Source organism: Mycolicibacterium smegmatis (assembly GCF_001457595.1).
GTDB lineage: Bacteria > Actinomycetota > Actinomycetes > Mycobacteriales > Mycobacteriaceae > Mycobacterium > Mycobacterium smegmatis.
The window spans coordinates 6,150,774-6,174,619 of the sequence record NZ_LN831039.1; the positions used below are offsets into that span (position 1 = coordinate 6,150,774).

Consider the following 23,846-nt stretch of genomic DNA (forward strand, 5'->3'; position numbering starts at 1 on the left):
ATTAGTTACCCGCGCCGGGGGCGTCCGGGCCGGGTGCGCCGTCGGCAGGTGGCGCTGCCGGCTGCTGCGGATTCGCCTCGGCGAGGATGAACGGCACGGGCGCGGATCTGAGATTGCCCAGTTGCACCACGAGGTTGTAGGTGCCCGGACCGATCGGCTGGCGCGGCAGCGGGCACTGCGGCGCCGAACCCATACCGGTCCAGGTGACCTCGGTGGTCACCTGTTCACCCGGGTTGAACGTCTTGACCAGCGTCTCGTTGGACGGCGCGCAGTCCAGGTTGGACCACAGCCGCGTGTTGTCGAGCGAGTAGACGTAGGCGGCCAGGACCGCGGCGCCGACGTCGCGCTTGCACGCCACCAGACCGATGTTGGTGACCACCATGGTGAACTTCGGCTGATCGCCGACGACGTACTCGGGCTGGCTCGTGATGCCCTTGACCGCGAGCGTTGAGTCCGGGCAGTCGTCGCCCTCCTTGAGCACGGGCGGCGGCGTCACGGCCGCGGTCGGCGTGGGCGTCGGCGGTGGCGCGTGCTGCGCGGGCGGGACGATCGGCGTCTTGACGGCGGGGTCCTCGCCGGGCAGCGGCGTCGGAGGGGCGGCCTCCTGGGCCGCGGTCTCACTGGACTGATCGGCTGCGGTGTTCTCGGATCCCGAGCTGCTCTTGGTCATGATCACCGCGACTATCGCGGCGACAACCCCGACGACGACTACCGCGATACCGATAGCCAGCGCCCGGCGCCGCCAGTAAATCTGCGCGGGCAGGGGCCCCTGAGGTTCGAGATCCAACACGACTTTCACGGTAAGCCCAGGTCATCCCCAGTTGCCCGAGGCGCCCCGGCGTGTCGCCGTCGGGTGTCAGACTTCGCCGATATCGCCCAGGTGGCTGCGCAACTCCACGTGTCCGTCCGCGAGGTGGTAGGTGGTGCCGACGATGGCCTGCGTACCGGCCGCGAGCCCCTGGGCAATCGCGGTCGAGCGCATCTGCAACTGCGCGACGGTCTCGTTGACGTGCTGGGCCTCGAACTCGTCGACACGGCTCAACCCGGCCTTGCGCCCCAACAGGATCGAGGGCGTCACACGCTCGACGATGTCGCGGACGAACCCGCTGGGCACCTCGCCCTCGTCGAGCGCGGACAGCGTCGCCTTGACCGCACCGCAGCTGTCATGGCCGAGCACCACGATGAGCGGCACCTTGAGCACCGTCACGGCGTACTCGATCGACCCGAGCACCGCGTTGTCGATGACGTGGCCCGCGGTACGCACCACGAACATGTCGCCGAGGCCCTGGTCGAACAGGATCTCTGCGGCGACGCGGCTGTCGCCGCAGCCGAACACCACCGCGGTGGGACGCTGCGCCTGGGTGAGGCTCGCGCGGCGCTCGATCCCCTGGCTGGGGTGCAGCGGTTGGCCCGCCACGAAACGGGCATTACCGTCCTTGAGTGCTTTCCACGCTGCCACAGGACTTGAGTTCGGCATTTGTACATTCTGCCCTGAAGACGCGATGAGCATCAGCCCGGTTGAACTTTTGAGTTGGTACGACCATGCGCGGCGGGATCTGCCGTGGCGGCGCCCCGGCGTGAGCGCCTGGCAGATCCTGGTCAGCGAGTTCATGCTTCAGCAAACCCCGGTGTCGCGGGTCGAGCCGATCTGGCAGGCCTGGATCGAGCGGTGGCCCACGCCGTCGGCCACGGCCGCCGCCGGACCGGCCGAGGTGCTGCGCGCGTGGGGAAAGCTCGGCTATCCGCGCCGGGCAAAGCGCCTGCACGAGTGCGCCGTGGTGATCGCATCCGAGTACGACGACGTCGTGCCGCGTGACGTCGACACCCTGCTCACCCTCCCCGGAATCGGCGCCTACACCGCGCGCGCCGTCGCGTGCTTCGCCTATCAGGCGAGCGTTCCGGTGGTCGACACCAACGTGCGCCGCGTCGTCACACGCGCGGTGCACGGCACGGCCGACGCACCGGCGAGCACGCGCGATCTCGACATGGTCGCCGCACTGCTGCCGCCCGACGACACCGCCCCGACGTTCTCGGTCGCACTCATGGAACTCGGCGCCACGGTGTGCACGGCACGCTCACCGCGCTGCGGCATCTGCCCGTTGAGCCATTGCCGCTGGCGCTCGGCCGGATTCCCGGCCGGCACGGTCACCCGCCGGGTGCAGCGCTATGCGGGCACCGACCGCCAGGTGCGCGGCAAGCTGCTGGATGTGTTGCGCGCCAGCACAACTCCCGTGCCGCGCGCACAGTTGGACCTCGCGTGGCCGGCCGATCCCGCCCAGCGTGACCGCGCGCTGGACTCGCTGCTGGTGGATGGCCTGGTGGAGCAGACGGCCGACGGCCGGTTCGCGCTCGCGGGCGAAGGCGAGACCGGAAGGCCGGCCTGAGCGCGGCCTAGGCCGTCGCCTCCACCATCTCCCTGGCCAGATCACCGGCGCAGACGGCGTTGGAAGTGCCTGAGCCGCATGCGAACCGGCGACGGTAGTCCGACGGTGTCACGCCGATGAGCCTGCGGAAGTGGTGGCGCAGCAGCGTCGAGGTGCCGAAGCCGGCCTGCCCGGCGATCCAGTCGATGTCGAGGTCGGTCTCTTCGAGCAGACGACGCGCATACAGCACGCGCTGATCGGTGATCCACTGCATGGGCGTGGTGCCGGTCTCCTCGACGAAACGGCGCGCGAAGGTGCGCGTGGACATCGCGGCCCGCTTGGCCAGGCTCGCGACGGTGTGCGGCTTGTCGAGGTTGGCGACGATCCAGTCGAGGTGCGGGGCGAACCGGTCCGAGCACCGGACCGGAACCGGCTGGTCGATGAACTGGCGCTGCCCGCCGTCGCGGTGCGGCGGCACGACCATGCGGCGCGCGATCTTGTTGGTGACCTCGCTGCCGAGCTCGCGCCGCACGAGGTGCAGGCACGCATCGATACCCGCCGCGGTACCCGCACTGGTGATCAGGTTGCCGTCGTCGACGTAGAGCACGTTGCGGTCGACCCGGGCAGTCGGGTACCGCCGCGCCAACTCGTCGGCGTGCATCCAGTGCGTGGTGCACGGTCTGCCGTCGAGCAGGCCCGCCGCACCCGCGACGAATGCCCCCGAGCACACCGTCAGGATGATCGACCCGGAATCGGCCGCGGCACGCACCGCCTCGAGGGCCGCAGGCAGATATTCGTCGCTGCCGATCGCGGGGATCGCGACCAGATCGACACCCACCAGGTCTTCCAGACCATGGTCGGGCGTGAGCGTGGCCCCGACCGACGTACTCAGCGGCTTGCCTGCTTCGGGCCCGCAGACCTTGAAGTCGAAGTTCGGCACACCGTCGCCGCTGCGGTCGATACCGAACACCTCGCAGATCACGCCGAACTCGAACATCGCGAGGCGATCCAGCGCGAGCACGGACACACTTTTGAGCATGGCAGCATTTTATCTGAATATGTCGCCCCTGCCACTGTTGGCGGTATCCAGGTGCGGCCAACAATTACTGCCATGAATGTCGTCATCGCTCTGCTGATCCTGGCCGCACCCGTTGCGGTGGCCGTGACACTGGGCTGGGCGGCCCACCGCGGCAACGTTTTACGGTTCGACCTCGCCCAGTTCCGGGTCGGCGTTCCACTCGCCGGCCGCTTCGACACCCCCGACGCCGACGCATACCGTGCCGCGCACGACGCCGAGGCCATCCGCAGCCGTTTCGAGCAGCACCCGGTGTGGCCGTCAGCCGGCGTTCTCGGCGAGCGCCGCTAGGAATTTCGTGACCGCGGCCTGATACACCTCGGGCTGGTCATCGTGGATCAGATGACCGGCGTCGGCGACGTACAGGTACGTGGTCCGAGCGCCGGTCTCGGCCATCTGCCGCATCTGACCGGCCGGTGCCACCGAGTTGGCCGCCTCCAGCAGCAGCGTCGGCGCCGCGACGTCACGCCACTGCTGCCAGTAGCCCCGTCGCCCCCACTCCGCGGCGATGTCGATCCACCACTGCGGATGCCCGTGCAACCGCCACCCGGTCGGCGTCCGGTCGAAGGCTTCGAGGAAGTACTGGCCCGCGACGGGGCCGAACTCGTCGTAAACCGCTTGCGCAGAAGCGAATTCGACCGGGAGCGCATGTACCCACGGTTCCCACGGACCCGTGGTGCGGCCACGGAAGTCCGGGGCCATGTCCTCCACCACGACGGCGGTCACCAGGTCGGGCCGCGCCGCCGCGAGGCACCACGAGTGCAACGCACCCATCGAATGCCCGATCAGGATCGCCGGGCGCCCGAGTGCGCCGACCGCGTCGGTCAGGTCCTCGACGAAACGCTCGGTGCTGATCGGATGCGGGTCGGCGACGCCGCGGCCGCGGTGCCACGGCGCGTCGTAGGTGTATACCTCGCCCAGCCCGGTCAACCACGGCAGTTGACGCGACCACGTGGTGCCGCGGCCCATCAACCCGTGCACCAGCACGATCGGTTCGCCGTGGCCGCCGCGGGCGGTGAGGAGATCTGTGACCATGTCGTTATCTTGCCGTCGGATCACGCTACCCTGAACGGCATGCCCGTCGTGAAGATCAACGCCATCGAGGTCCCGCCGAACGCCGGACCCGAGCTTGAGAAACGGTTCGCCCACCGCGCGCACGCCGTCGACAATCAGCCGGGCTTCCTCGGTTTCCAGCTGCTGCGCCCGGTCAAGGGCGAGACCCGCTACTTCGTGGTGACCCAGTGGGAGTCCGAGGAGGCGTTCCAGGCGTGGGCCACCGGCCCGGCGATCGAGGCGCACAAGGGCGAGCAGCGCAACCCGGTGGCCACCGGGGCAAGCCTCCTGGAGTTCGAGGTTGTGTTGGACGTTGCGGGGTCGGGCGACAAGGCGTAGCCCAGGCCGGGCACTTCGGCCCGCTGCCGGCCTGACGGCCGTCATGGCGGTCGTCGCGGCCCTGGCCTGCGGCTGTTCAGAACGTTCGGCCCCTGCGGCCGAGGTGTCATACGGCGCTCACATCGACACCAACACCCCGCCTGGTCTGCGCGCCAAGCAGACCATGGACATGCTCAACTCGGATTGGCCGATCGGTCCGGTGAGTGTGGGCACGCTCGCGTCGCCCGAGAAGATCGACGACGTGGGCGTCAAGATGGACACCATCTGGTGGGACCGCCCGTTCAAGGTCACCTCTGTGGAGATCGGCGCGGGTCAGGCGACGCTGCATGTGCTCACGTCGTACAACGTCGCGCAGAACATCGAACTGCGCACCAACGACGCGGGCCTGGTGGACCGTTTCGAGGTGAACCTCGAACCGCCGGTCATCAACGGGTGGTCGGATATCGACAAGGAGATCGCCAAGACCGGCGCGCGGTACTCGTACCAGGTGTCCAAGGTGCGTCCCGGCGCCGAGGCCACCGACGCGTGCGAGGTGGTCGCGGGCACCAACACCGACCTGTCGCTGCCTCTGGCGTCGATCTTCAAACTCTATGTGCTGCTTGCGGTCTCCGACGCGATCAAAGAGGGCACGCTGAGCTGGGACGACAAGCTGACCATCACCAAGGACGGCAAGGCACTCGGTTCGGCGGGCCTGGACAAGCTGCCGCCGGGCGCACAGATCACGGTGCGCACCGCGGCACAGCAGATGATCTCGGCCAGCGACAACATGGCAACCGACCTGCTCATCGGGCGCGTGGGCACCGGTGCGGTGGAGCGTGCGCTGGTGACCGCTGGTCACCACGATCCGGCCAGCATGACGCCGTTCCCGACGATGCATCAGGTGTTCTCGGTCGGCTGGGGCGAACCGAACCTGCGCGAGCAGTGGAAGAACGCGTCGCGCGAGGACCGCATCAAGCTGTTGCAGCAGACGGATTCCCGCCCGTACCAACCTGATCCGAACCGCACCCACAGCCCCGGCTCGACCGACGGGCTGGAGTGGTACGGCAGCGCGCAGGACATCTGCCGCGTGCACGCCGCTCTGCAGGCCTCAGCGGTGGGTCCGGCCGCACCGGTCAAGGACATCCTGTCCGCGCTGCCCGGCATCGACCTGGACCCGGCGAAGTGGACCTACATCGGCGCCAAGGGCGGCAACCTGCCCGGCGATCTGACGTTCAGTTGGTACGCGGTGGACCACACCGGGCAACCGTGGGTCGTGAGCTTCCAGTTGAACTGGCCGCAGTTCCGCAGTTCGACCGCGGCGGGCTGGCTGCTGCAGATCGCCAAGCGGGCCTTCGCGCTCGCGCCCGTGGGCCGGCTCCACTGACCCGTCAGCTGCTCCGCAACGTCCAGGCATCGGCGCGGTGATGCAGCACCGTCCGGCTGACCGGCGCGATGTCGATGCGCCAGAAGGATCTGGGCGGCGCGTCGAGTGCCATCAGGATCACCGCGCGGACCACGGCGGGATGCGTCACGGCGATCACCTTGCCGTGACGCGTCGACGCGGTCTGCAGCCAGCGCCGGACGCGCTCGACGAGGTCGACGATCGACTCGCCGCCGTGCGGGGCGCGGGCCGGGTCGGTGAGCCAGACCGCGAGCTCCCCTGGATCGATGTCACCGAGTGAATTGCCCCGCCAGCAGCCGTGGTCCAGATCGGCCAGTTCGGGAAGCGCCTGCGCCTGCAGACCGAGCCGCTCGGCGGTCTGCCTGGTGCGCGTCTCGGGCCCGCAGAACGCGAAGTCGAAGTCGTTGCCGATGCCGGCGGCGTCGACCTGCCGGTGGCCCAGGTCGTTGAGAGGTTCGTCGGCGGGGAATCGCCCGGCTGCCACCGCATCGGTCATCGCATGCGCGACCAGCGACAGCCGGACGACCTCACTCACGCCGGAATCTGATCCTGCTGTTTCTGGTCGAGCAGACGCGAGACCAACGCCGCGAACACCAGGCCGATGGTCGTCCACATGACGACCTGGGTGCCCAGGGAGTACAGCCGGAACTCGTACAGCAGATCGGCCGAGAAGCCTTCGAGCAGCACGTTGCCCTCGGCGTCGGTGATCGGTCCAGGTGTCTCGGAGATGGTCGGCAGCAGCAGGAACATCACCGCAACCGACACCACGTAATCGGCGGCGCCGATCAGCGCGGCGTTCCAGGCCCCGAACTTCGGCGTCAACTTGCGGGCCAGCATCACCGACCCGACCAGCAGCGCCGCCGAGAGGACCGTCACCAACAGGTACAGCAACGTGCGCTGCTGGATCGTCTCGTCCAGGCTGAGCGCGGGAGGACTCGGCGGGTACTTCAGCGCGGGCACGATCCACAGCGCGATCAGCATGCCGCCGGCCAGCAGCGCGCCTGTGGCACGCGCGGACAGGCTGCCGATGCGCCCGTAGGCCACGCAGAACAACACCGCGAGCAGTGCGCCCATCGCGACACCGAACGCGACCACACCGAAGCCCAGGCCGATCGTGGACTGCACGGTGCGGGTGATCTCGAACCCGCCCCCACCGCCGTGGTCGTGCACATGCGCATGACCGCCGTGCTCAGCCGCCTGGTGGGCCGCGCTGACCGCGTCCTCGTAGTCGATGGCCCGGTTGATCAGCGGTTCGATGAAGATCCAGGACCAGACGAAAGCGAGCACGCCACCGAGGGCGCCGGCGACGAGGCCGCGCCCGATGATGTGTTTTTCCATCGGAGTGTTATCGGCTTCCGACGGCTAGTGGCACGGGAAGCCGAGCAGGTGCCGGGCATCGTGCACGAACTCGTGCACGTAGGTGTTGTTGCCGAACACCGAGGTCGCGCCCTGATCGAGGCCGACGAAGTACAGCACCGCCAGGGCCAGGAAGGCCGTGACGGACAGCCACAGCGCGGCCTTGGTGGCCGAGAGGTCGAGTGCCGGGGCGACGCTCTGGTGAGCCGGAGAAGTCATGTAGAAGATCCTTTCTGGGATACCGCGTCCCAGTTCGAAGGAGTGACAAACGCAGGGTCTGACTTTCACAGTGGCGCGACCGTTCTGGATTCTCACCAGATTCCGGCGTCTGTCGATTACAGCAGCATCCTAAGCCACACAAAAGACCCCCGGTGATTACCGGGGGTCTTCTGCAACTCAGTGTTCACCTGAAGGCGGTCACCGCGACACGCTCACTCCGTGCCTGCGGTCGGGGCGCCGGCGGCTCCGGCACCGGCCAGATCGGGCTCGGCGGTCTCGGCGCTCCTGGGCCCACCCGTGAAGGTGAACTTGGCGTCCTCGCCCTGGCCTTCGCCGTCCCAGCCTTCGACGTCGACCGTCACCAGCTGACCGGGGCCGATCTCCTCGAACAGGATCTTCTCCGACAGCTGGTCCTCGATCTCGCGCTGGATCGTGCGGCGCAGCGGGCGCGCGCCCAGCACCGGATCGAAGCCGCGCTTGGCCAGCAACGCCTTCGCCTTGTCCGAGAGCTCCAGAGCCATGTCCTTGGTCTTGAGCTGGTTGGACACCCGGCCGATCATCAGGTCGACCATCTGGATGATCTCGTCCTGCGTCAGCTGGTGGAAGACGATGATGTCGTCGATGCGGTTGAGGAACTCCGGACGGAAATGCTTCTTCAGTTCGTCGTGAACCTTCTGCTTCATCCGCTCGTAGTTGTTCTCGCTGCCGCCCTGGCTGAAGCCCAGGCCGACGGCCTTCGAGATGTCGGACGTGCCGAGGTTCGACGTGAAGATCAGCACCGTGTTCTTGAAGTCCACCGTGCGACCCTGGCCGTCGGTCAGGCGACCGTCCTCGAGGACCTGCAGGAGGCTGTTGTAGATCTCCTGGTGGGCCTTCTCGATCTCGTCGAACAGCACGACGCTGAACGGCTTGCGGCGCACCTTCTCGGTGAGCTGACCGCCCTCCTCGTAGCCGACGTAGCCCGGAGGGGCACCGAACAGCCGCGAGGCGGTGAAGCGGTCGTGGAACTCGCCCATGTCGATCTGGATGAGCGCGTCGTCGTCGCCGAACAGGAAGTTCGCGAGCGCCTTGGACAGCTCGGTCTTACCGACACCGGACGGGCCGGCGAAGATGAACGAGCCGGACGGGCGCTTGGGATCCTTCAGGCCGGCACGCGTGCGGCGGATGGCCTTGCTGACCGCCTTGACGGCGTCCTCCTGGCCGATGATCCGCTTGTGCAGCTCCTCCTCCATGCGCAGCAGCCGAGTCGTCTCCTCCTCGGTCAGCTTGAACACGGGGATACCGGTCCAGTTCCCCAGCACCTCGGCGATCTGCTCGTCGTCGACCTCGGCCACGACGTCCAGGTCACCCGAACGCCACTGCTTCTCACGCTCGGCACGCTGCGCGACGAGCTGCTTCTCCTTGTCGCGCAGAGCCGCCGCCTTCTCGAAGTCCTGCGCATCGATCGCGGACTCCTTCTCCCGGCGCGCGTCGGCGATCTTCTCGTCGAACTCGCGCAGGTCTGGCGGAGCGGTCATACGGCGGATGCGCATCCGCGCGCCGGCCTCGTCGATCAGGTCGATCGCCTTGTCCGGCAGGAACCGGTCGTTGATGTAGCGGTCGGCCAGGGTGGCCGCCGCGACCATCGCGGAGTCGGTGATCGAGACGCGGTGGTGCGCCTCGTAGCGGTCGCGCAGACCCTTGAGGATCTCGATGGTGTGCTCGACGGTCGGCTCACCCACCTGCACCGGCTGGAACCGGCGCTCCAGGGCGGCGTCCTTCTCGATGTACTTGCGGTACTCGTCGAGCGTGGTCGCGCCGATCGTCTGCAGCTCGCCACGGGCCAGCTTGGGCTTCAGGATGCTCGCGGCGTCGATCGCGCCCTCGGCGGCACCCGCACCAACGAGCGTGTGCAGCTCGTCGATGAACAGGATGATGTCGCCGCGGGTGTTGATCTCCTTGAGCACCTTCTTGAGGCGTTCCTCGAAGTCACCGCGGTAGCGGCTGCCCGCGACCAGGGAGCCCAGGTCGAGGGTGTAGAGCTGCTTGTCCTTGAGCGTCTCGGGAACCTCGCCGTGCACGATGGCCTGTGCCAGGCCCTCGACGACGGCGGTCTTGCCGACGCCGGGCTCGCCGATCAGCACCGGGTTGTTCTTGGTGCGGCGGCTCAGCACCTGCATGACCCGCTCGATTTCCTTCTCGCGGCCGATGACCGGATCGAGCTTGCCCTCCATCGCGGCCGCGGTGAGGTTGCGGCCGAACTGGTCGAGCACGAGCGAGGTCGACGGGTTGCCCGATTCGCCACCGCGGCCGCCGGTCCCGGCTTCCGCGGCTTCCTTGCCCTGGTAGCCGCTCAGCAGCTGGATGACCTGCTGGCGCACACGCGTCAGCTCGGCGCCGAGCTTGACCAGCACCTGGGCGGCGACGCCTTCACCCTCACGGATCAGACCGAGCAGGATGTGCTCGGTGCCGATGTAGTTGTGGCCGAGCTGGAGCGCTTCGCGCAGGCTCAGCTCGAGCACCTTCTTGGCGCGAGGTGTGAAGGGGATGTGGCCCGACGGCGCCTGCTGGCCCTGGCCGATGATCTCCTCGACCTGGCTGCGGACGCCCTCGAGTGAGATCCCAAGCGACTCGAGCGACTTGGCCGCTACGCCCTCGCCCTCGTGAATAAGTCCCAAAAGGATGTGCTCGGTGCCGATGTAGTTGTGGTTGAGCATCCGGGCCTCTTCTTGAGCCAGGACGACGACCCTGCGGGCGCGGTCGGTAAATCTCTCAAACATCGGTGGTTACCTGCTTCCATCACGTAGCGGTACCGACACACATCAGACCTTGTGCAGTCGGAGTGCGTAGTACCTGCCGTCCACTCTAATGGGCGGCCGCGCCGGGCGCGGAGGTTGGCGGGCCGTTCCGCTCTGGATTACCCGGTGCTGTGGATATGCAACGCAGTCTTTACGCAGATCGTTTCCCGATCGGGCACCGAAACAGTTCGCCAGAAGCGAAAAACGCCGGACCGGTGAAAGCCCGGTCCGGCGCGCTGGCAACCTTCCGCTACGTTGCCGCGTGGAATGCGTCGATCACGTCGGCGGGGATCCGGCCGCGCGTCGACACATTGTGCCCGTTGCGGCGGGCCCATTCCCGGATCGCGGCGCTCTGCTCACGGTCGATGGCACCGCGACCACGGGTCGTGGTGGTGGCGGCGCGACCGCGTTTACGTCCGCCGACGCGACGGCCCGCCTCGACCCACTGCTTCAGATCGTTGCGCAACTTCGCGGCGTTTTTTGCGGAAAGGTCGATCTCATAGGTCACACCGTCGAGGCCGAATTCCACCGTTTCGTCGGCCGTGGCCTCACCGTCGAAATCATCGACAAGCGTGACGGTCACTTTCTTTGCCATTCCCGGGCACCGACCCTTCTGCTAGAGCATTGGTGACTTCTTCGAGTATCTCGCACCCCGGCACCAATGTGCCACATTGACGCGGGTTCTATCAACAACGCTCAGATCACGCCAGTCAGTTGCTGTGACGCCGAACAATCGGGAACAAAACGGTCTCCCTAATAGACAACCCTGTCAACGCCATCATCAACCTATCGATGCCCATTCCGGTTCCCGTGGTCGGCGGCATCGCGAACTCCAATGCGGCCAGGAAATCCTCGTCGAGAACCATTGCCTCGTCGTCGCCGGCGGCGGCGGCGCGGGCCTGGGCCTCGAAACGCTCGCGCTGGATTACCGGGTCGATGAGTTCGGAGTATCCCGTGGCGAGTTCGAATTTCCTCACATACAGGTCCCACTTCTCGGTGACCCCTGGAATGCTGCGATGCGCTCGGGTGAGTGGAGTCGTCTCGACGGGGAAGTCGCGCACGAACGTCGGGGCCCACAACTTGTCACCGACCGTGTGTTCCCATAGTTCTTCGATCAATTTCCCGTGACCGTAACCGCGGTCACGCGGAATCTCGACCTCAAGTCGATCCGCAATCTGCCACAACTTCTCGACCGGGGTCTCGGGAGTGATCTCGTCACCGAGTGCCTCCGACAGCGATGGGTACATTTCCACCGTGTCCCATTCACCGTCGAGATCGTAGACCGTGCCATCGGGCAATGGCACCTGACGCGTGCCGATCGCTTCGTCGGCGACCTCTTGAATAAGTTCTCGGGTGACGGTCGCGGAATCGTTGTAGTCACCGTAAGCCTGATATGTCTCCAACATCGCGAATTCCGGCGAGTGTGTGGAATCCACACCCTCATTGCGAAAGTTGCGATTCAACTCGAAAACCTTCTCAAATCCGCCCACGAGGCAGCGCTTGAGGAACAGTTCCGGCGCGATCCTCAGGTACAGATCGATGTCGAGCGCATTGGAGTGCGTGATGAACGGGCGCGCGGCGGCACCGCCGGCGAGCGTCTGCAGCATCGGGGTCTCGACCTCGAGGAATCCGCGCCGTTCGAGCGCCGAACGCACAGCGCGGACCACCGCGACGCGCTGGCGGGCGATGGTGCGGGCCTCGGGCCGGACGATGAGGTCGACATAGCGCTGACGCACGCGCGCTTCTTCGCTCATTTCTTTGTGAGCAACCGGAAGTGGCCGCAGCGCCTTTGCCGCCATCTGCCATCTGTCGGCCAGCACCGACAATTCGCCACGCTTGGAACTGATGACTTCGCCGTGGACGAACACGATGTCACCGAGGTCCACGTCACTCTTCCAGGAGTCGAGTGCCTCCTGGCCCACCTGAGCGAGGCTGATCATCACCTGCAGTTGGGTGCCGTCGCCCTCCTGCAGGGTCGCGAAGCACAACTTGCCCGAGTTGCGGGCAAACACCACGCGGCCGGAGACCCCGACGATCTGGCCGGTCGCGGTGTCGGCGGCCAGGTCGGGGTGGGCGCGGCGCAGTTCGGCCAGCGTGTGGGTGCGATCGACCTTCACCGGGTACGGATCGTGCCCCTGCGCCAGCAGCCGCTCCCGCTTCTCCTGACGGATTCGGAACTGCTCGGGGATATCGGCCTGGGGCTGGGACGTGTCGTCACGATCGGCTGGGGTCACGAAATCCCAGCTTAAATGAACGCGTGAACGCACCTCGGAACGCTCCGCGCCTGGCCGCACTCGCCGACGCACCCGTCGACTGGCGGTTCAAGGGTCTGCCCGCGTCATGGGCCGGCCGCACCCCCGCCGACATCGTCGGAGCGCGGGTGGGGCTGTTCGACGGCGACGGCCCGCTGGGCCCGGTGTGTGTGCTGTCCGAATCCGCTGTGGCCCACAACCTTGCGACGATGGCGCGCTGGTGCGCCGAGCGCGGCGTCGAACTCGCGCCGCACGGCAAGACCCACATGGCGCCGCAACTGCTGGCCCGGCAATTCGAGGCGGGTGCGTGCGCGGTGACCGCAGCGACGGTGAGCCAGGTGCGGGTGTTCCGGGCGTTCGGGTTCGACCGCTTCGTCATCGCCAACGAGGTCACCGACCCGGCCGGACTGGCGTGGCTGGCCCACGAACTCGATGCCGATCCCGGGTTCGGGGTGGTGTGCTGGGTCGATTCGGTGGCCGGTGCCGAGCTCATGACCGCGGCTCTGCGCCGCTCGGGTGCCCGGCGCAGGCTCGACGTGTGCGTCGAGGTCGGGATGGACGGCGGCCGCACCGGCTGCCGCACCACGGCCGAAGTCGACGCCGTGGCCCGAGCCGTGGTGGACAGCCCGCGGCTGCGGCTGGTCGGGGTGTCCGGCTACGAGGCCGCGACCGGCCAGGACGTGACGCAGGAGGCGATCGACGGGGTCCGCGCCTACCTGGACGGGCTGCGGGCCGCCGTGCTGCGCCTGACCGCGCAGTTCGAGACCGACGAGGTCATCGTCACCGCGGGCGGCAGCACGTACTTCGACCACGTCGCCGATGTGTTGACCGGAGACTGGCCCACCGGGTCGCGGGTGCGCACCATCCTGCGCAGCGGGTGTTATCTCACCCACGACGACGGGCTCTATGCCCGCACGTCGCCGCTGTCGTTGCGGGCGGCGCTGCGGGTGTGGGGGCAGGTGGTGTCGCGGCCCGAGCCCCGGCTGGCGCTGGTGGCCATGGGCAGGCGCGACGTCTCGTTCGACCAGGGCATGCCGACGCCGCTGGGCCTACCCGGGGGTGTCGTGGACAAGCTCAACGACCAGCACGCGTTCGTGCGGCTCGGACCACACGACACGCCCGCGGTGGGCGCGTGGCTGGAATTCGGGATCTCCCACCCGTGCACGACGTTCGACAAGTGGCAGCTGATTCCGGTGCTCGACGACGACGGCATCGTCGTCGACCTGGTGCGGACGTTCTTCTGATCAGCGGGCAGGCTTGAGCTTGCCGCGCTGATTGGCGCGGTTGCGCTCGAAGACCAGCCGCAGGCCGTCGAGCGTGAGGTGGCGGTCGTAGTGCTCGACCGTGCGCAGATCGGGAAGCACCAGCGGCGCGGTGTGCCCCGTGGCGACCACCGCGACATCGGCGCCCGAGAAACCGTCGACGTCATCGCGGATGCGGTTCACCAGGCCGTCGACCAGGCCCGCGAACCCGAACACCGCACCGGCCTGCATGCACTCGACGGTGTTCTTGCCGATCACCGAGCGGGGCCGGGTCAGCTCGACGCGGCGCAGGGCGGCCGAACGCGCCGCCGCGGCGTCGGAGGACACCTGCACGCCGGGTGCGATCGCGCCGCCGAGGAACTCGCCCTTGGCCGAGACCACGTCGACGCAGATCGACGAACCGAAGTCCACCACGATCGCCGCGGTGCCGTATTTGTGGTACGCCGCAAGGCAGTTCACGATCCGATCGGCGCCGACTTCCTTGGGGTTGTCGACCAGCAGCGGGATGCCTGTGCGCACACCGGGTTCGATCAGCACATGTGGCACGTTGGGCCAGTACTGCTCGAGCATGACCCGCACCTCGTGCAGCACCGACGGCACCGTGGACAGCCCCGAGGCACCGGTGAGGCGCTCGGCGTCGTCACCGATGAGGCCGTCGATGGTGAGCGCCAACTCGTCCGCGGTGACCTCGGGTTCGGTGCGGATGCGCCACTGCTGCACCACTTTTGCGTGGTCACCGGATCCGGAGATGAGGCCGACGACGGTGTGGGTGTTACGGACGTCGATCGCGAGCAGCACGGGTCTACCTCGGCGCCACGGCGGCGGACCCGGCCCGCGCCCGGTGGCTCCTGCACTTCGGCATGGTGGGCCGCATCAGTTCCTCCAGGGCAGTTCGTGGTTCTGGTCGTTGCCGACCCGGGGGTGGCCGTCGATGCCCGCGGACGCACCGACGTCGATCGCGATGTTGTCGATCAGGCGTGTGCGGCCCAGGCGCGCGGCGACCAGCAGGCGCGCCTGCCCCTCGGCCGGCGCGGGCCCGAGCATGGGGTCGCGCACCTGCAGGTAGTCGACCTCGAGGGCGGGCACCTCGTCGAGCACAGCCCGCGCCGCGTCGAGTGCGGCCTCGGCACCGCCTGCGGCGGCGTACTTCCCGGCCAGCAGGGCGGCCGACAGCGCGCCTGCCTGTTCACGCTGGTCCTTGTCGAGGTAGCGGTTGCGCGACGACAGCGCGAGGCCGTCGGATTCGCGGACCGTGGGCACGCCGACGATCTGGACGTCGACGTTGAGGTCGGCCACCATCTGTCTCAGCAGCGTGAGTTGCTGGTAGTCCTTCTCGCCGAAGTACGCGCGGTCGGGGCGAACGATCGAGAAGAGCTTGAGCACCACAGTGAGGACACCCGCGAAATGGCCTGGGCGCGAGGAACCTTCGAGATCATCGCCGAGAGGTCCGGGGTGAACGCTGGTGCGGGTGCCGTCGGGGTACATGTCGGATCCGGTTGGCGTGAACACGATCTCGACACCCTCGGCGCGCAGCGCGGTCAGGTCGTCTTCGAGGGTGCGCGGATACGCGTCGAGGTCCTCGTTGGGCCCGAACTGCAGGGGGTTGACGAAGATCGACACCACGACCACCGCGCCGGGTGTGCGTTTGGCGGCCCGCACGAGCGTCAGGTGGCCCTCGTGCAGCGCACCCATGGTGGGCACCAGCACGATGCGCCGTCCGGCGGTCCGCAACGCCCGGGTGACCGCGGCGACGTCGGCGGGCGCCGAGTACACGTTGAGTTCACCCGCGCTGAACTTCGGTGTTCTGCTGATCGTCATCCTCGACTCGCTTCCGACAGCACCTCGAAGACCGCTTCGGGTGCGTGAGCACGCTGGGCGGTTCGCAGTGAATTCGCCCGATACGACTGCGCCAGTTGGGGTTCCACCTCGGCCAGGGCCGTCAGGTGCGCCGCGACGGCCGCGGCGTCACCGCGGGCGACCGGCCCGGTCAGCGCGGACTGACCGCGCTGCAACGCGTTCTCCAGGGCCGCACGGGCCAACGGTGCGATGACACGTTCGGCGAGACCACCCGGTTCGTCACCGACGAGTTCCTGGCCCAGCAGTTCCTGCCCGCGCAGCGAGGATCGCAGCGCCTCGACCGCGTCGAGAACCAGCGTCACCAGGTGGTTGCTGCCGTGCGCGAGTGCCGCGTGGTACTGCGCTCTGGCGTCCTCGCGCACCCGGAACGGCTCACCACCGATCTCCAGTACGAGCGACTGGCCGATGGCGTAACCGATCTCGTCGGCCGCGGTGATGCCGAAGCACGTACCGGGAAGACGCGAGATGTCCTCGTCGGAACCGGTGAACGTCATCGCGGGGTGGATCGCCAAGGGCACGCAACCCTGCTCGGTGAGCGGGGCAAGGATGCCCACGCCGTTGGCACCCGAGGTGTGCACCACGATGGTGCCGGGCCGCACCGAACCCGTCGTCGCCAAACCTTTGACGAGGCCCGACAGTTCGGCGTCGGGAACGCTGAGCAGCAGCAGTTCGGCCCGCCGCGCGACATCGTGCACGGGCAGGATCGCGGTGTCGGGCAGTCTGCGCTCGGCACGCTGGCGCGACGCGCGGGAGATGGCGCTGCACGCCACCACCACATGTTCGACGCGTTCCAGGGCGTATCCGAGCGCGGTACCGACCCGGCCTGCGGAGATGATCCCCACACTCAGCCGGGCCGGGCGCAGTCCGTCAGGCGGGGACCACCCGCTCTCGGGGGGCTGCTCCATTGCAGACGAACCTCACGGATCGAAGTGGTCGAACGTTCCGGTCCCACGCTGCGGGTACCGGACGGTGCCACGAGACTAACTCACTCGTCGCGACGGCGACGACGCCCGCCTGTGGTGGGGGCGGCCTGGAACCGAGCGAGAAGCTCGGCGGCCGACTGGCCGTTCGCGTGCTGTCCCCGTGGTTCCTCGTCGGCGCTGCGATGCCGCCGCGGCGGTGGCGGTGTCGCGGATTCGGCCGCCAGCGCGGGGGCGGCCGCATCGGCCGGCGTGGTTTCGCCGGTGTCGTCCTGCTCTGCTGCCGTGCTCTCGGCGTCGGCTCCCGCGGCGTAGTGGCGCCCCCTCGGCCGCTCCGGGCGCTCGGGCGGTTCGGGTGGGGCCATGACGGGCGGCACCGGGCCGGACTGTTCCGGCGCCGGCTCCGGTGCCGGCTCGGCAGGCGCGGTGGGCTCGGGGTTCTCGGCGGGCTCGGGTGCGCGACGCCTGCCGACGTACTCGGTGGCGGTCTCCGGGGCGGATTCGGTGGCCGCCCCGTTCTGGGGCTGCACCGGGGCGGTCCAATTGCTGCCCGGGGCGCCCGCGGGGATCCACTGGCCTTCCGCGGGTGCGGGCCGCCAGCCGCCACCCTCGATCGTCGGCGACGGTTGCAACGGCGGCATCGACGGCGGTGGCGGCGGAGGCGCCCAGGCCGAGACCGGCTCGGGTGCCGGTTGCGGTGCGGGCTGGGGCTCGGGCGCACGCTCCGGTTCCGCCTGGCGCGGCGGCGCCTGAGGAGGAGCTGCCGGAGGGGGCGTCTGGGGAGGAGCCGGTGGGGTCGGCTGATGCTCGGCCTGCGGAGCCGGCGCCTGCTCCTCGTCGAGGCGACGGCGGCGGCGCCTGCGCGGCTCATCGGAGGGTTGCGGGGTGACCTGCGGGCCCGGTTGGGGGGTGGGGTGGGAGGGGAAGCGGTGCGCTCCCCCGTCGGCGGGCCGACGATCGAAGCCACCGTCGGCGGGCCGACGATCGAAGCCACCGTCGGCGGGCCGACGATCGAAGCCACCGTCGGCGGGCCGACGATCGAAACCACCGTCGGCGGGCCGACGATCGAAACCACCGTCGGCGGGGCGACGATCGAAACTCCACTCGTCCTCGGGCGGGTGCGGCTCGGCCGGGACGTCGATGATGGGGCTCTCCTCGGTGCGTTCCGAGCGGTAGTCCCGGATGTCGGTGGTCTCCACGTCGGGCACGTCGAGGCGGCTCGCGTGGACACGGCCCGCCGGCCGCGCGGCGGCGCGGTCGGTTTCCAGCGCGGGCCGGTGCGCGAGGTCGGCGTCGAACAGGATCTCCAGGTTGGCCCGCAGCGCGGCCAGCTCGGCGCGCAGCGCGGCAACCTCGTCGGCGGCCTGCGCACGCAGTTCGGAGGCCAGCTCGCGGCGCAGCTGGGTCTCGACGGTCAGCTCGTATTCGCGCCGCGCCGAGATCTCGCGATCGAGCTGCAGGTCGTAGACGAGTTTGAGGTCGCGCGCCTTGGCCTGGTCGAGATCGCTCTGGCGGCGGTAGATGACGGAGACGAACGCCGCCACCACGGCGGCCCACAGTGCCAGGATGACGGCTAGTTTCAGCAACTCCACACGGTTGGTGAACACCAGCGCCGAACTCGCAAGAATGGCGAGTACCAGCAACACCGTTAAGAGCAGCCAGCCTGGCCTTCGGCCGCCGCGCCGTGGCCGAACACCGCGGGGCGGAACAGTCATGCGCCGACTGTACCTGTCACAGGTCACCTAGCGTGTCGACCACCACGGCGATTCGGCGATCTGACCGGAGCACAACGTCATTCGGGGACGGCATCGCCGTCCTCGGGTGGTTCCTCCGGCGACTTGCAGCAATGCTGCAACCACAGCCCGGCGATCGCGAGCGCCAGCGCGCACAGCGCGGCCACCACCACACCGGGGGTGTCCTCGCCCGCGACCCGGATGGTCGTCCGCCGCGGCAGCAGGTACACCAGAACCCCGACCCACCAGCCCGCGACCAGCGCACCGACCCATGCAGAGGCCTTGGCGATCACCACCGAACGCGCGACGGTCAGTGGGTCGAGGCGACCCGCTCCGACGCCGATCTGCCCGTCGTTGATCTTGGCGCGAACGTAGAAGCCCCAGCCCGCCTCGAACGCCGCGACACCGAGCAGCGACAGGCCGGTCCACACCGTGATGGGCGGGAACCACCGGTAGAGCGCATGGATCAGCAGATAGCTGAGCAGGGCCGCCGCAACGGCCGCGCCCACCAGGTCGCGCTTGCGGGTCGGCCCCATCAGCCGGCTGCGGTTTCGGTCCGGATGTCGAGCACCAGGTCGGTGCGCGTGACCCCGTCCCGCTCGGACTGGTCGATCTCCGACAGCAGGCGCTGCACCGGACGTGACTCGCCTGCGACCGTGAGCGTCGCGTCCGGGTCGACGTCCAGCCACGGGATCAGCACAAACGCCCGCAGGTGCGCGAGCGGGTGCGGCAGCGTCAGTCCCTCGTCGCGCGAGATGATCTCGTCGGCCCCGTCGTGGCACGTGATCAGGTCGACGTCGAGCGTGCGGGGGCCCCAGCGTTGCCCGCGGACCCGGCCTGCCGCGGCCTCGAGCTCCTGTGCGCGCCGCAGCCACCCGTGCCCGTCGAGATCCGGGTCGTCGGCCAGCAGTACGGCGTTGAGGAACGGGCCCTGCTCTTCGAAGCCCCACGCCGCGGTCTCGTACACCGCGGAGACCGCGCGCACCGCAGGCCCGAGACCGTCGAGCACCGACTGCAGCCGCGTGAGCCGGTCCCCGAGATTCGACCCGATGGAAAGCACCGTTGAGGTCATCTGCCACCTCTCCGCGATCGCCGCGCCACCACGGCAACATCATCGAATGTCAGCGGGATCGGCGCACTGGGCTTGTGGACGACGACCTCGACCGCGTGCAGGCGTTCGTCGGTCATGATGCCGTCGGCGATCTCCGCCGATACCGTCTCGATCAGATTGCGGGGCGTGCCCGCGACGATGTCGGCGGCACGCTGCGCGAGCGCGCCGTAGTCGAGCGTGTCGGCCAGGTCGTCGGACACGGCCGCGGGCCGCAGGTCCATCCACACCGTGATGTCGACGACGAAGTCCTGGCCGTCGGCGCGTTCGTGGTCGAAGACGCCGTGGTTGCCGCGGACCCGCAGTCCCCGCAACTCGATCCGGTCAGCCAATCTGTCCTCCAGAAGTCCAGGCGCCCAGCACCTTCAATGCGTCGACCGAGGCCTGTACGTCGTGCACCCGCACGCCCCAGGCACCGTGCATCGCGGCCAGCACCGAGATCACCGCGGTCGCGGTCTCACGGCCGTCCGGTGGTCGCGGTGTGCCGTCCGCGGCGGCCAGCAGCGTACCGAGGAAACGTTTGCGCGACGCGCCAACCAGCACCGGGATGCCCGTGGCCACCAGGTCCGGCAGCGCGTGCAGCAGCGCCCAGTTGTGCTCGGCGGTCTTGGCGAAACCCAGGCCGGGATCGATGACGAGCCGCTCCGGTTCGACGCCCGCGGTCACCGCGGCGTCGACCGCCGCGAGCAGTTCGGTGCGCACCTCGGCGACCACGTCGCGGTATCCCGGAACGCGGTGCGGGTGGTCGGCGTCGACCGAACGCCAGTGCATGAGGATCCACGGCACCTTCGCCTCGGCGAGCACGCCGGCCATGCCGGGATCGGCCCGCCCGCCCGACACGTCGTTGACGATGTGCGCGCCCGCTTCGAGCGCCGCGCGCGCGACGTCGGCGTGCATGGTGTCGATGCTGATCGTGATGCCTTGGGCCGCAAGCTCTCTGATCACCGGCGTGACGCGGGCGGCCTCGACCCCGGGATCGATGCGGGTCGCGCCGGGCCGCGTGGACTCACCGCCGACGTCGATGATCTGTGCGCCCGCGGCCACCAGGGCCAGCCCGTGCTCGACGGCGCGGTCGGTGTCGATGAATTTCCCACCGTCGGAGAACGAGTCTTGCGTGACGTTCACGACGCCCATCACCTGCACGGGTGTGCGGGGCTGGGCCGTCAGGCTCGGTGGGTTCACTTGCGCAGGATAAGTTCCAGCGCCTCGGCTCGAGATGCCTTGTCGGTCTTGAACTGCCCCCGCACGGCCGATGTGGTGGTCACCGCGCCCGGTTTGCGCACCCCGCGCATGGCCATGCACAGGTGCTCGGCCTCGACCACCACGATGACGCCGCGCGGGTCCAGCTTGCGCATGAGCGCGTCGGCGATCTGGGCGGTGAGCCGCTCCTGAACCTGCGGCCGCTTGGAGTACAGGTCGACCAGACGCGCGATCTTCGACAGTCCCGTCACGCGTCCGTCGACACCGGGGATGTAGCCGACGTGCGCCACGCCGTGGAACGACACCAGATGGTGCTCGCACGTCGAGTACATCGGGATCTGCTTGACCAGCACGAGTTCGTCGTGACCCTCGTCGAAGGTCGTGTTGAGCACGGAATCCGGGTCGGTGTGCAGCCCCGCCATCAGTTCCTTGTAGGCGCGGGCCACACGGGCCGGAGTGTCGACGAGTCCCTCGCGTTCGGGGTCCTCGCCGATCGCGATGAGCAGTTCGCGAACCGCGGCCTCGGCGCGCGGTTGGTCGAACACCCTGCGGACATTGTTGTTCTGGTGTCCGCGCAGGGACTGCGTCATCGAAGTCTCCGTTCTCGGATCAGCCGTGCGGGTTCGACCGGTCGCCGGTGTGCCCGTCGTCCTGACCGGACTGTTCGCTCGGTCGCCCGTGCTCGGGGCTGGTGCCTTGCTGTCCGGGATGAGGATACGGCTGGTACGGGTACGGCTGGGGCTGCTGCCATCCCGACGGATGTGGCGGCGGGTACCAGTAGCCCTGCTGCGGCTGGTATCCCGGCTGCTGCGACTGCTGCGGCGGCGGCCAGCCCGGGGCGTGCCACCCGGCCGGGGCGCCGTAGTCCGGCTGCGTCGGGCCTGCCGGAGCCGGGGCGCCGTTGCTGGGTGCGCCGTTGGTGCCGTTGCGCTTCTCGGCCTCGCGGTTGGCCGCGGCGATCGCGGCCTTGAACGCGGGCTCGGGCACCGGCGGCGGCCACGGCTCGCCGCGCTCCATAGCGAGCTCGCCCGGCGTCTTGATGGGCGGCTTGTCCGACGGCACACGGCCGCCGAAGTCGTCGAACATGGTCAGGCGCGGACGCTTCTTGACATCACCGAAGATGGCCTCCAGCTCGGCGCGGTGCAGCGTCTCCTTCTCCAGCAGCTCACCGGCCAGGATGTCCAGCACGTCGCGGTACTCGGTGAGGATCTCCCACGCCTCGGTGTGGGCGGCCTCGATGAGTTTGCGGACCTCGTCGTCGATGATCTGCGCGACCTCGTGGCTGTAGTCGGCCTGCGTGCCCATGGTGCGGCCCAGGAACGGGTCGCCGTGCTCGGTGCCGTACCGCACGGCGCCCAGCTTGGAGCTCATGCCGTACTCGGTGACCATGGCGCGGGCGATCTTGGTGGCCTGTTCGATGTCGGACACCGCACCCGTGGTGGGCTCGCGGAACACGAGTTCCTCGGCCGCGCGGCCGCCCATCGCGAACACCAGGCGCGCGATCATCTCCGACCGCGTCATCAGACCCTTGTCGTCTTCGGGCACCGCGACGGCGTGACCGCCCGTGCGCCCACGCGCGAGGATCGTGACCTTGTAGATCGGCTCGATGTCGGGCATCGCCCACGCGGCCAGGGTGTGGCCACCCTCGTGGTAGGCGGTGATCTTCTTCTCGTGCTCGCTGATGATGCGGCTCTTGCGCCGCGGGCCACCGACCACACGGTCGACGGCCTCTTCGAGCGCGGGACCCGTGATGACCGTGCCGTTCTCGCGCGCGGTGAGCAGCGCGGCCTCGTTGATCACGTTGGCCAGGTCGGCGCCGGACATGCCGACGGTGCGCTTGGCCAGGCCGTCCAGGTCGGCGTCGGGCGCGATCGGCTTGCCCTGCGAGTGCACCTTGAGCACCGCGCGGCGGCCCGCGAGATCCGGGTTGGAGACCGGGATCTGGCGGTCGAAGCGCCCGGGGCGCAGCAGCGCGGGGTCGAGGATGTCGGGCCGGTTGGTGGCCGCGATGAGAATGACGCCCTGGCGGTCGCCGAAGCCGTCCATCTCGACCAGCAGCTGGTTCAGGGTCTGCTCGCGCTCGTCGTGACCACCGCCGAGGCCCGCCCCGCGCTGACGGCCGACGGCGTCGATCTCGTCGACGAAGATGATGCACGGGCTGTTCTGCTTGGCCTGCTCGAACAGGTCGCGCACACGGGAGGCGCCGACGCCGACGAACATCTCGACGAAGTCCGAGCCGGAGATCGTGAAGAACGGCACGCCGGCCTCGCCCGCCACGGCGCGCGCCAGCAGCGTCTTGCCGGTTCCGGGCGGGCCGTACAGCAGAACGCCCTTGGGGATCTTGGCGCCGAGCGCCTGATACCGCGACGGGTTCTGCAGGAAGTCCTTGATCTCGTACAGCTCCTCGACGGCCTCGTCGACGCCTGCGACGTCGGCGAAGGTGGTCTTGGGCATGTCCTTGGACAGCTGCTTGGCGCGCGACTTGCCGAAGCCGAAGCCCATGCGCCCGCCGGTCTGCATCCGGGAGAACATCACGAACAACGCCACGAGCAGAAGCAGCGGCAGCATGTAGATGAGCAGGGTGCCGAACACGCTGCCCTGGTTGACGACGGTATTGGTTTTTGCGCCTTTGTCCTGAAGCGCGTTGAACAGCGTCACGCCGTACCCGGTCGGGTACTTCGTGATGATCTTGTCGCTGTTCTCGGTGTCGCCGTTGCCGCTCTTGAGGTCCAGCCGGACCTGTTGTTCGCGGTCGTCGATCTGGGCGCTGTTGACGTTGTCGCCGCGAATCTGGGCGAGCGCCACCGTGGTGTCTACAGGCTTGTAGCCGCGCGTGTCGTCACTGAAATAGAAGAACGACCAGCCCAGCAGCAGCACGACCCCGATCACGGTCAGGGTGCGGATAACATTTTTCCGGTTCATCGATCATCGGCCTTCGTTGGCTTCATCTT

The 23,846-nt window shown here is 68.6% G+C and carries 25 protein-coding genes and 1 riboswitch; of the genes, 5 read left to right on the forward strand and 20 right to left on the reverse strand.

Features of this window, described 5'->3' with window-relative positions:
* Position 1: 1 nt before the first annotated feature.
* A complete protein-coding gene (locus AT701_RS29740) occupies positions 2-790 on the reverse strand; it encodes a hypothetical protein (RefSeq protein WP_174519626.1) in 789 nt (262 codons plus the stop codon).
* 66 nt (positions 791-856) lie between these two features.
* Positions 857-1,477 (reverse strand): carbonic anhydrase, encoded by a 621-nt coding sequence (locus AT701_RS29745; protein ID WP_058127124.1) that lies wholly within the window; start codon positions 1,475-1,477, stop codon positions 857-859.
* A gap of 25 nt (positions 1,478-1,502) precedes the next feature.
* On the opposite strand from AT701_RS29745, the gene mutY reads away from it, so the two are divergent.
* Positions 1,503-2,384, forward strand: coding sequence for an A/G-specific adenine glycosylase MutY (mutY, locus tag AT701_RS29750; protein ID WP_058127125.1), 882 nt, complete (start codon positions 1,503-1,505; stop codon positions 2,382-2,384).
* Positions 2,385-2,391: 7 nt separating this feature from the next.
* Here the strand turns inward: mutY and AT701_RS29755 are convergent, their stop codons facing one another.
* The gene (locus AT701_RS29755; RefSeq protein WP_038558185.1) at positions 2,392-3,402 is read right to left on the reverse strand and encodes a helix-turn-helix domain-containing protein; all 1,011 of its coding nucleotides are present in this window, start codon (positions 3,400-3,402) and stop codon (positions 2,392-2,394) included.
* 72 nt (positions 3,403-3,474) lie between these two features.
* On the opposite strand from AT701_RS29755, the gene AT701_RS29760 reads away from it, so the two are divergent.
* A complete protein-coding gene (locus AT701_RS29760) occupies positions 3,475-3,729 on the forward strand; it encodes a hypothetical protein (protein WP_003897485.1) in 255 nt (84 codons plus the stop codon).
* Here the strand turns inward: AT701_RS29760 and AT701_RS29765 are convergent.
* Positions 3,700-4,473, reverse strand: coding sequence for an alpha/beta fold hydrolase (locus AT701_RS29765; RefSeq protein ID WP_058127126.1), 774 nt, complete (start codon positions 4,471-4,473; stop codon positions 3,700-3,702). The two genes, AT701_RS29760 and AT701_RS29765, sit on opposite strands and share 30 nt — an antisense overlap.
* Before the next feature lie 39 nt (positions 4,474-4,512).
* Between AT701_RS29765 and mhuD the strand changes: the two genes are divergently transcribed.
* Together mhuD and AT701_RS29775 are read left to right on the forward strand one after the other, a co-directional pair.
* Entirely contained in the window at positions 4,513-4,830 is a 318-nt protein-coding gene (gene mhuD, locus AT701_RS29770) for a mycobilin-forming heme oxygenase MhuD (RefSeq protein WP_011731028.1), read from the forward strand.
* A gap of 43 nt (positions 4,831-4,873) precedes the next feature.
* On the forward strand, positions 4,874-6,193 hold the full coding sequence (locus AT701_RS29775; RefSeq protein WP_011731029.1) for a serine hydrolase: 1,320 nt from the start codon (positions 4,874-4,876) through the stop codon (positions 6,191-6,193).
* Positions 6,194-6,197: 4 nt separating this feature from the next.
* On the opposite strand, the gene AT701_RS29780 is transcribed toward AT701_RS29775, so the two are convergent.
* The 6 genes from AT701_RS29780 to lysS form a co-directional block, all read right to left on the reverse strand.
* Complete coding sequence (locus AT701_RS29780; RefSeq protein ID WP_058127127.1) at positions 6,198-6,746, reverse strand: histidine phosphatase family protein; 549 nt, start codon at positions 6,744-6,746, stop codon at positions 6,198-6,200.
* Positions 6,743-7,549, reverse strand: a complete 807-nt coding sequence (locus AT701_RS29785) for a CbtA family protein (RefSeq protein WP_058127128.1) — start codon at positions 7,547-7,549, stop codon at positions 6,743-6,745. Before AT701_RS29785 ends, AT701_RS29780 begins: the two co-directional genes overlap by 4 nt.
* A 24-nt stretch (positions 7,550-7,573) precedes the next feature.
* Positions 7,574-7,786 carry a CbtB domain-containing protein gene (locus AT701_RS29790; RefSeq protein ID WP_003897491.1) on the reverse strand — a complete coding sequence of 71 codons (213 nt, stop codon included), beginning with the start codon at positions 7,784-7,786 and terminating at the stop codon, positions 7,574-7,576.
* A gap of 4 nt (positions 7,787-7,790) precedes the next feature.
* Positions 7,791-7,914, reverse strand: a riboswitch (adenosylcobalamin (AdoCbl) riboswitch).
* A gap of 84 nt (positions 7,915-7,998) precedes the next feature.
* On the reverse strand, positions 7,999-10,545 hold the full coding sequence (gene clpC1 / locus AT701_RS29795) for an ATP-dependent protease ATP-binding subunit ClpC (protein WP_058127129.1): 2,547 nt from the start codon (positions 10,543-10,545) through the stop codon (positions 7,999-8,001).
* A gap of 268 nt (positions 10,546-10,813) precedes the next feature.
* Positions 10,814-11,158: a histone-like nucleoid-structuring protein Lsr2 gene (gene lsr2 / locus AT701_RS29800; protein WP_011731033.1), complete on the reverse strand. Its 345-nt coding sequence runs from the start codon at positions 11,156-11,158 to the stop codon at positions 10,814-10,816.
* Between the two features lie 115 nt (positions 11,159-11,273).
* A complete protein-coding gene (lysS, locus tag AT701_RS29805) occupies positions 11,274-12,797 on the reverse strand; it encodes a lysine--tRNA ligase (RefSeq protein WP_011731034.1) in 1,524 nt (507 codons plus the stop codon).
* Between the two features lie 23 nt (positions 12,798-12,820).
* Here lysS and AT701_RS29810 point away from each other — a divergent pair, with 23 nt between their 5' ends.
* Positions 12,821-14,059, forward strand: coding sequence for an alanine racemase (locus AT701_RS29810; RefSeq protein ID WP_011731035.1), 1,239 nt, complete (start codon positions 12,821-12,823; stop codon positions 14,057-14,059).
* Here AT701_RS29810 and AT701_RS29815 read toward each other — a convergent pair whose 3' ends face one another.
* From AT701_RS29815 to ftsH, 10 genes are all read right to left on the reverse strand, one after another.
* Positions 14,060-14,875, reverse strand: coding sequence for a type III pantothenate kinase (locus tag AT701_RS29815; RefSeq protein WP_003897496.1), 816 nt, complete (start codon positions 14,873-14,875; stop codon positions 14,060-14,062). It abuts the gene before it with no gap.
* 75 nt (positions 14,876-14,950) lie between these two features.
* A complete protein-coding gene (gene panC / locus AT701_RS29820) occupies positions 14,951-15,895 on the reverse strand; it encodes a pantoate--beta-alanine ligase (protein WP_003897497.1) in 945 nt (314 codons plus the stop codon).
* Positions 15,892-16,839, reverse strand: coding sequence for a Rossmann-like and DUF2520 domain-containing protein (locus AT701_RS29825; protein WP_058127130.1), 948 nt, complete (start codon positions 16,837-16,839; stop codon positions 15,892-15,894). The genes panC and AT701_RS29825 overlap by 4 nt, the downstream gene beginning before the upstream one ends.
* An 80-nt stretch (positions 16,840-16,919) precedes the next feature.
* Complete coding sequence (locus AT701_RS29830) at positions 16,920-18,569, reverse strand: DUF6779 domain-containing protein (RefSeq protein WP_058127131.1); 1,650 nt, start codon at positions 18,567-18,569, stop codon at positions 16,920-16,922.
* A gap of 77 nt (positions 18,570-18,646) precedes the next feature.
* On the reverse strand, positions 18,647-19,123 hold the full coding sequence (locus AT701_RS29835; RefSeq protein WP_003897501.1) for a DUF3180 domain-containing protein: 477 nt from the start codon (positions 19,121-19,123) through the stop codon (positions 18,647-18,649).
* Positions 19,123-19,659, reverse strand: a complete 537-nt coding sequence (folK, locus tag AT701_RS29840) for a 2-amino-4-hydroxy-6-hydroxymethyldihydropteridine diphosphokinase (RefSeq protein WP_003897502.1) — start codon at positions 19,657-19,659, stop codon at positions 19,123-19,125. Before folK ends, AT701_RS29835 begins: the two co-directional genes overlap by 1 nt.
* Positions 19,656-20,027: a dihydroneopterin aldolase gene (folB, locus tag AT701_RS29845; protein ID WP_003897503.1), complete on the reverse strand. Its 372-nt coding sequence runs from the start codon at positions 20,025-20,027 to the stop codon at positions 19,656-19,658. Before folB ends, folK begins: the two co-directional genes overlap by 4 nt.
* Positions 20,020-20,829, reverse strand: coding sequence for a dihydropteroate synthase (folP, locus tag AT701_RS29850; protein WP_174519700.1), 810 nt, complete (start codon positions 20,827-20,829; stop codon positions 20,020-20,022). The genes folB and folP overlap by 8 nt, the downstream gene beginning before the upstream one ends.
* 44 nt (positions 20,830-20,873) lie before the next feature.
* A complete protein-coding gene (gene folE / locus AT701_RS29855; RefSeq protein WP_011731040.1) occupies positions 20,874-21,485 on the reverse strand; it encodes a GTP cyclohydrolase I FolE in 612 nt (203 codons plus the stop codon).
* A gap of 19 nt (positions 21,486-21,504) precedes the next feature.
* Positions 21,505-23,817, reverse strand: coding sequence for an ATP-dependent zinc metalloprotease FtsH (gene ftsH, locus AT701_RS29860; RefSeq protein WP_003897506.1), 2,313 nt, complete (start codon positions 23,815-23,817; stop codon positions 21,505-21,507).
* Between the last annotated feature and the right edge of the window lie 29 nt (positions 23,818-23,846).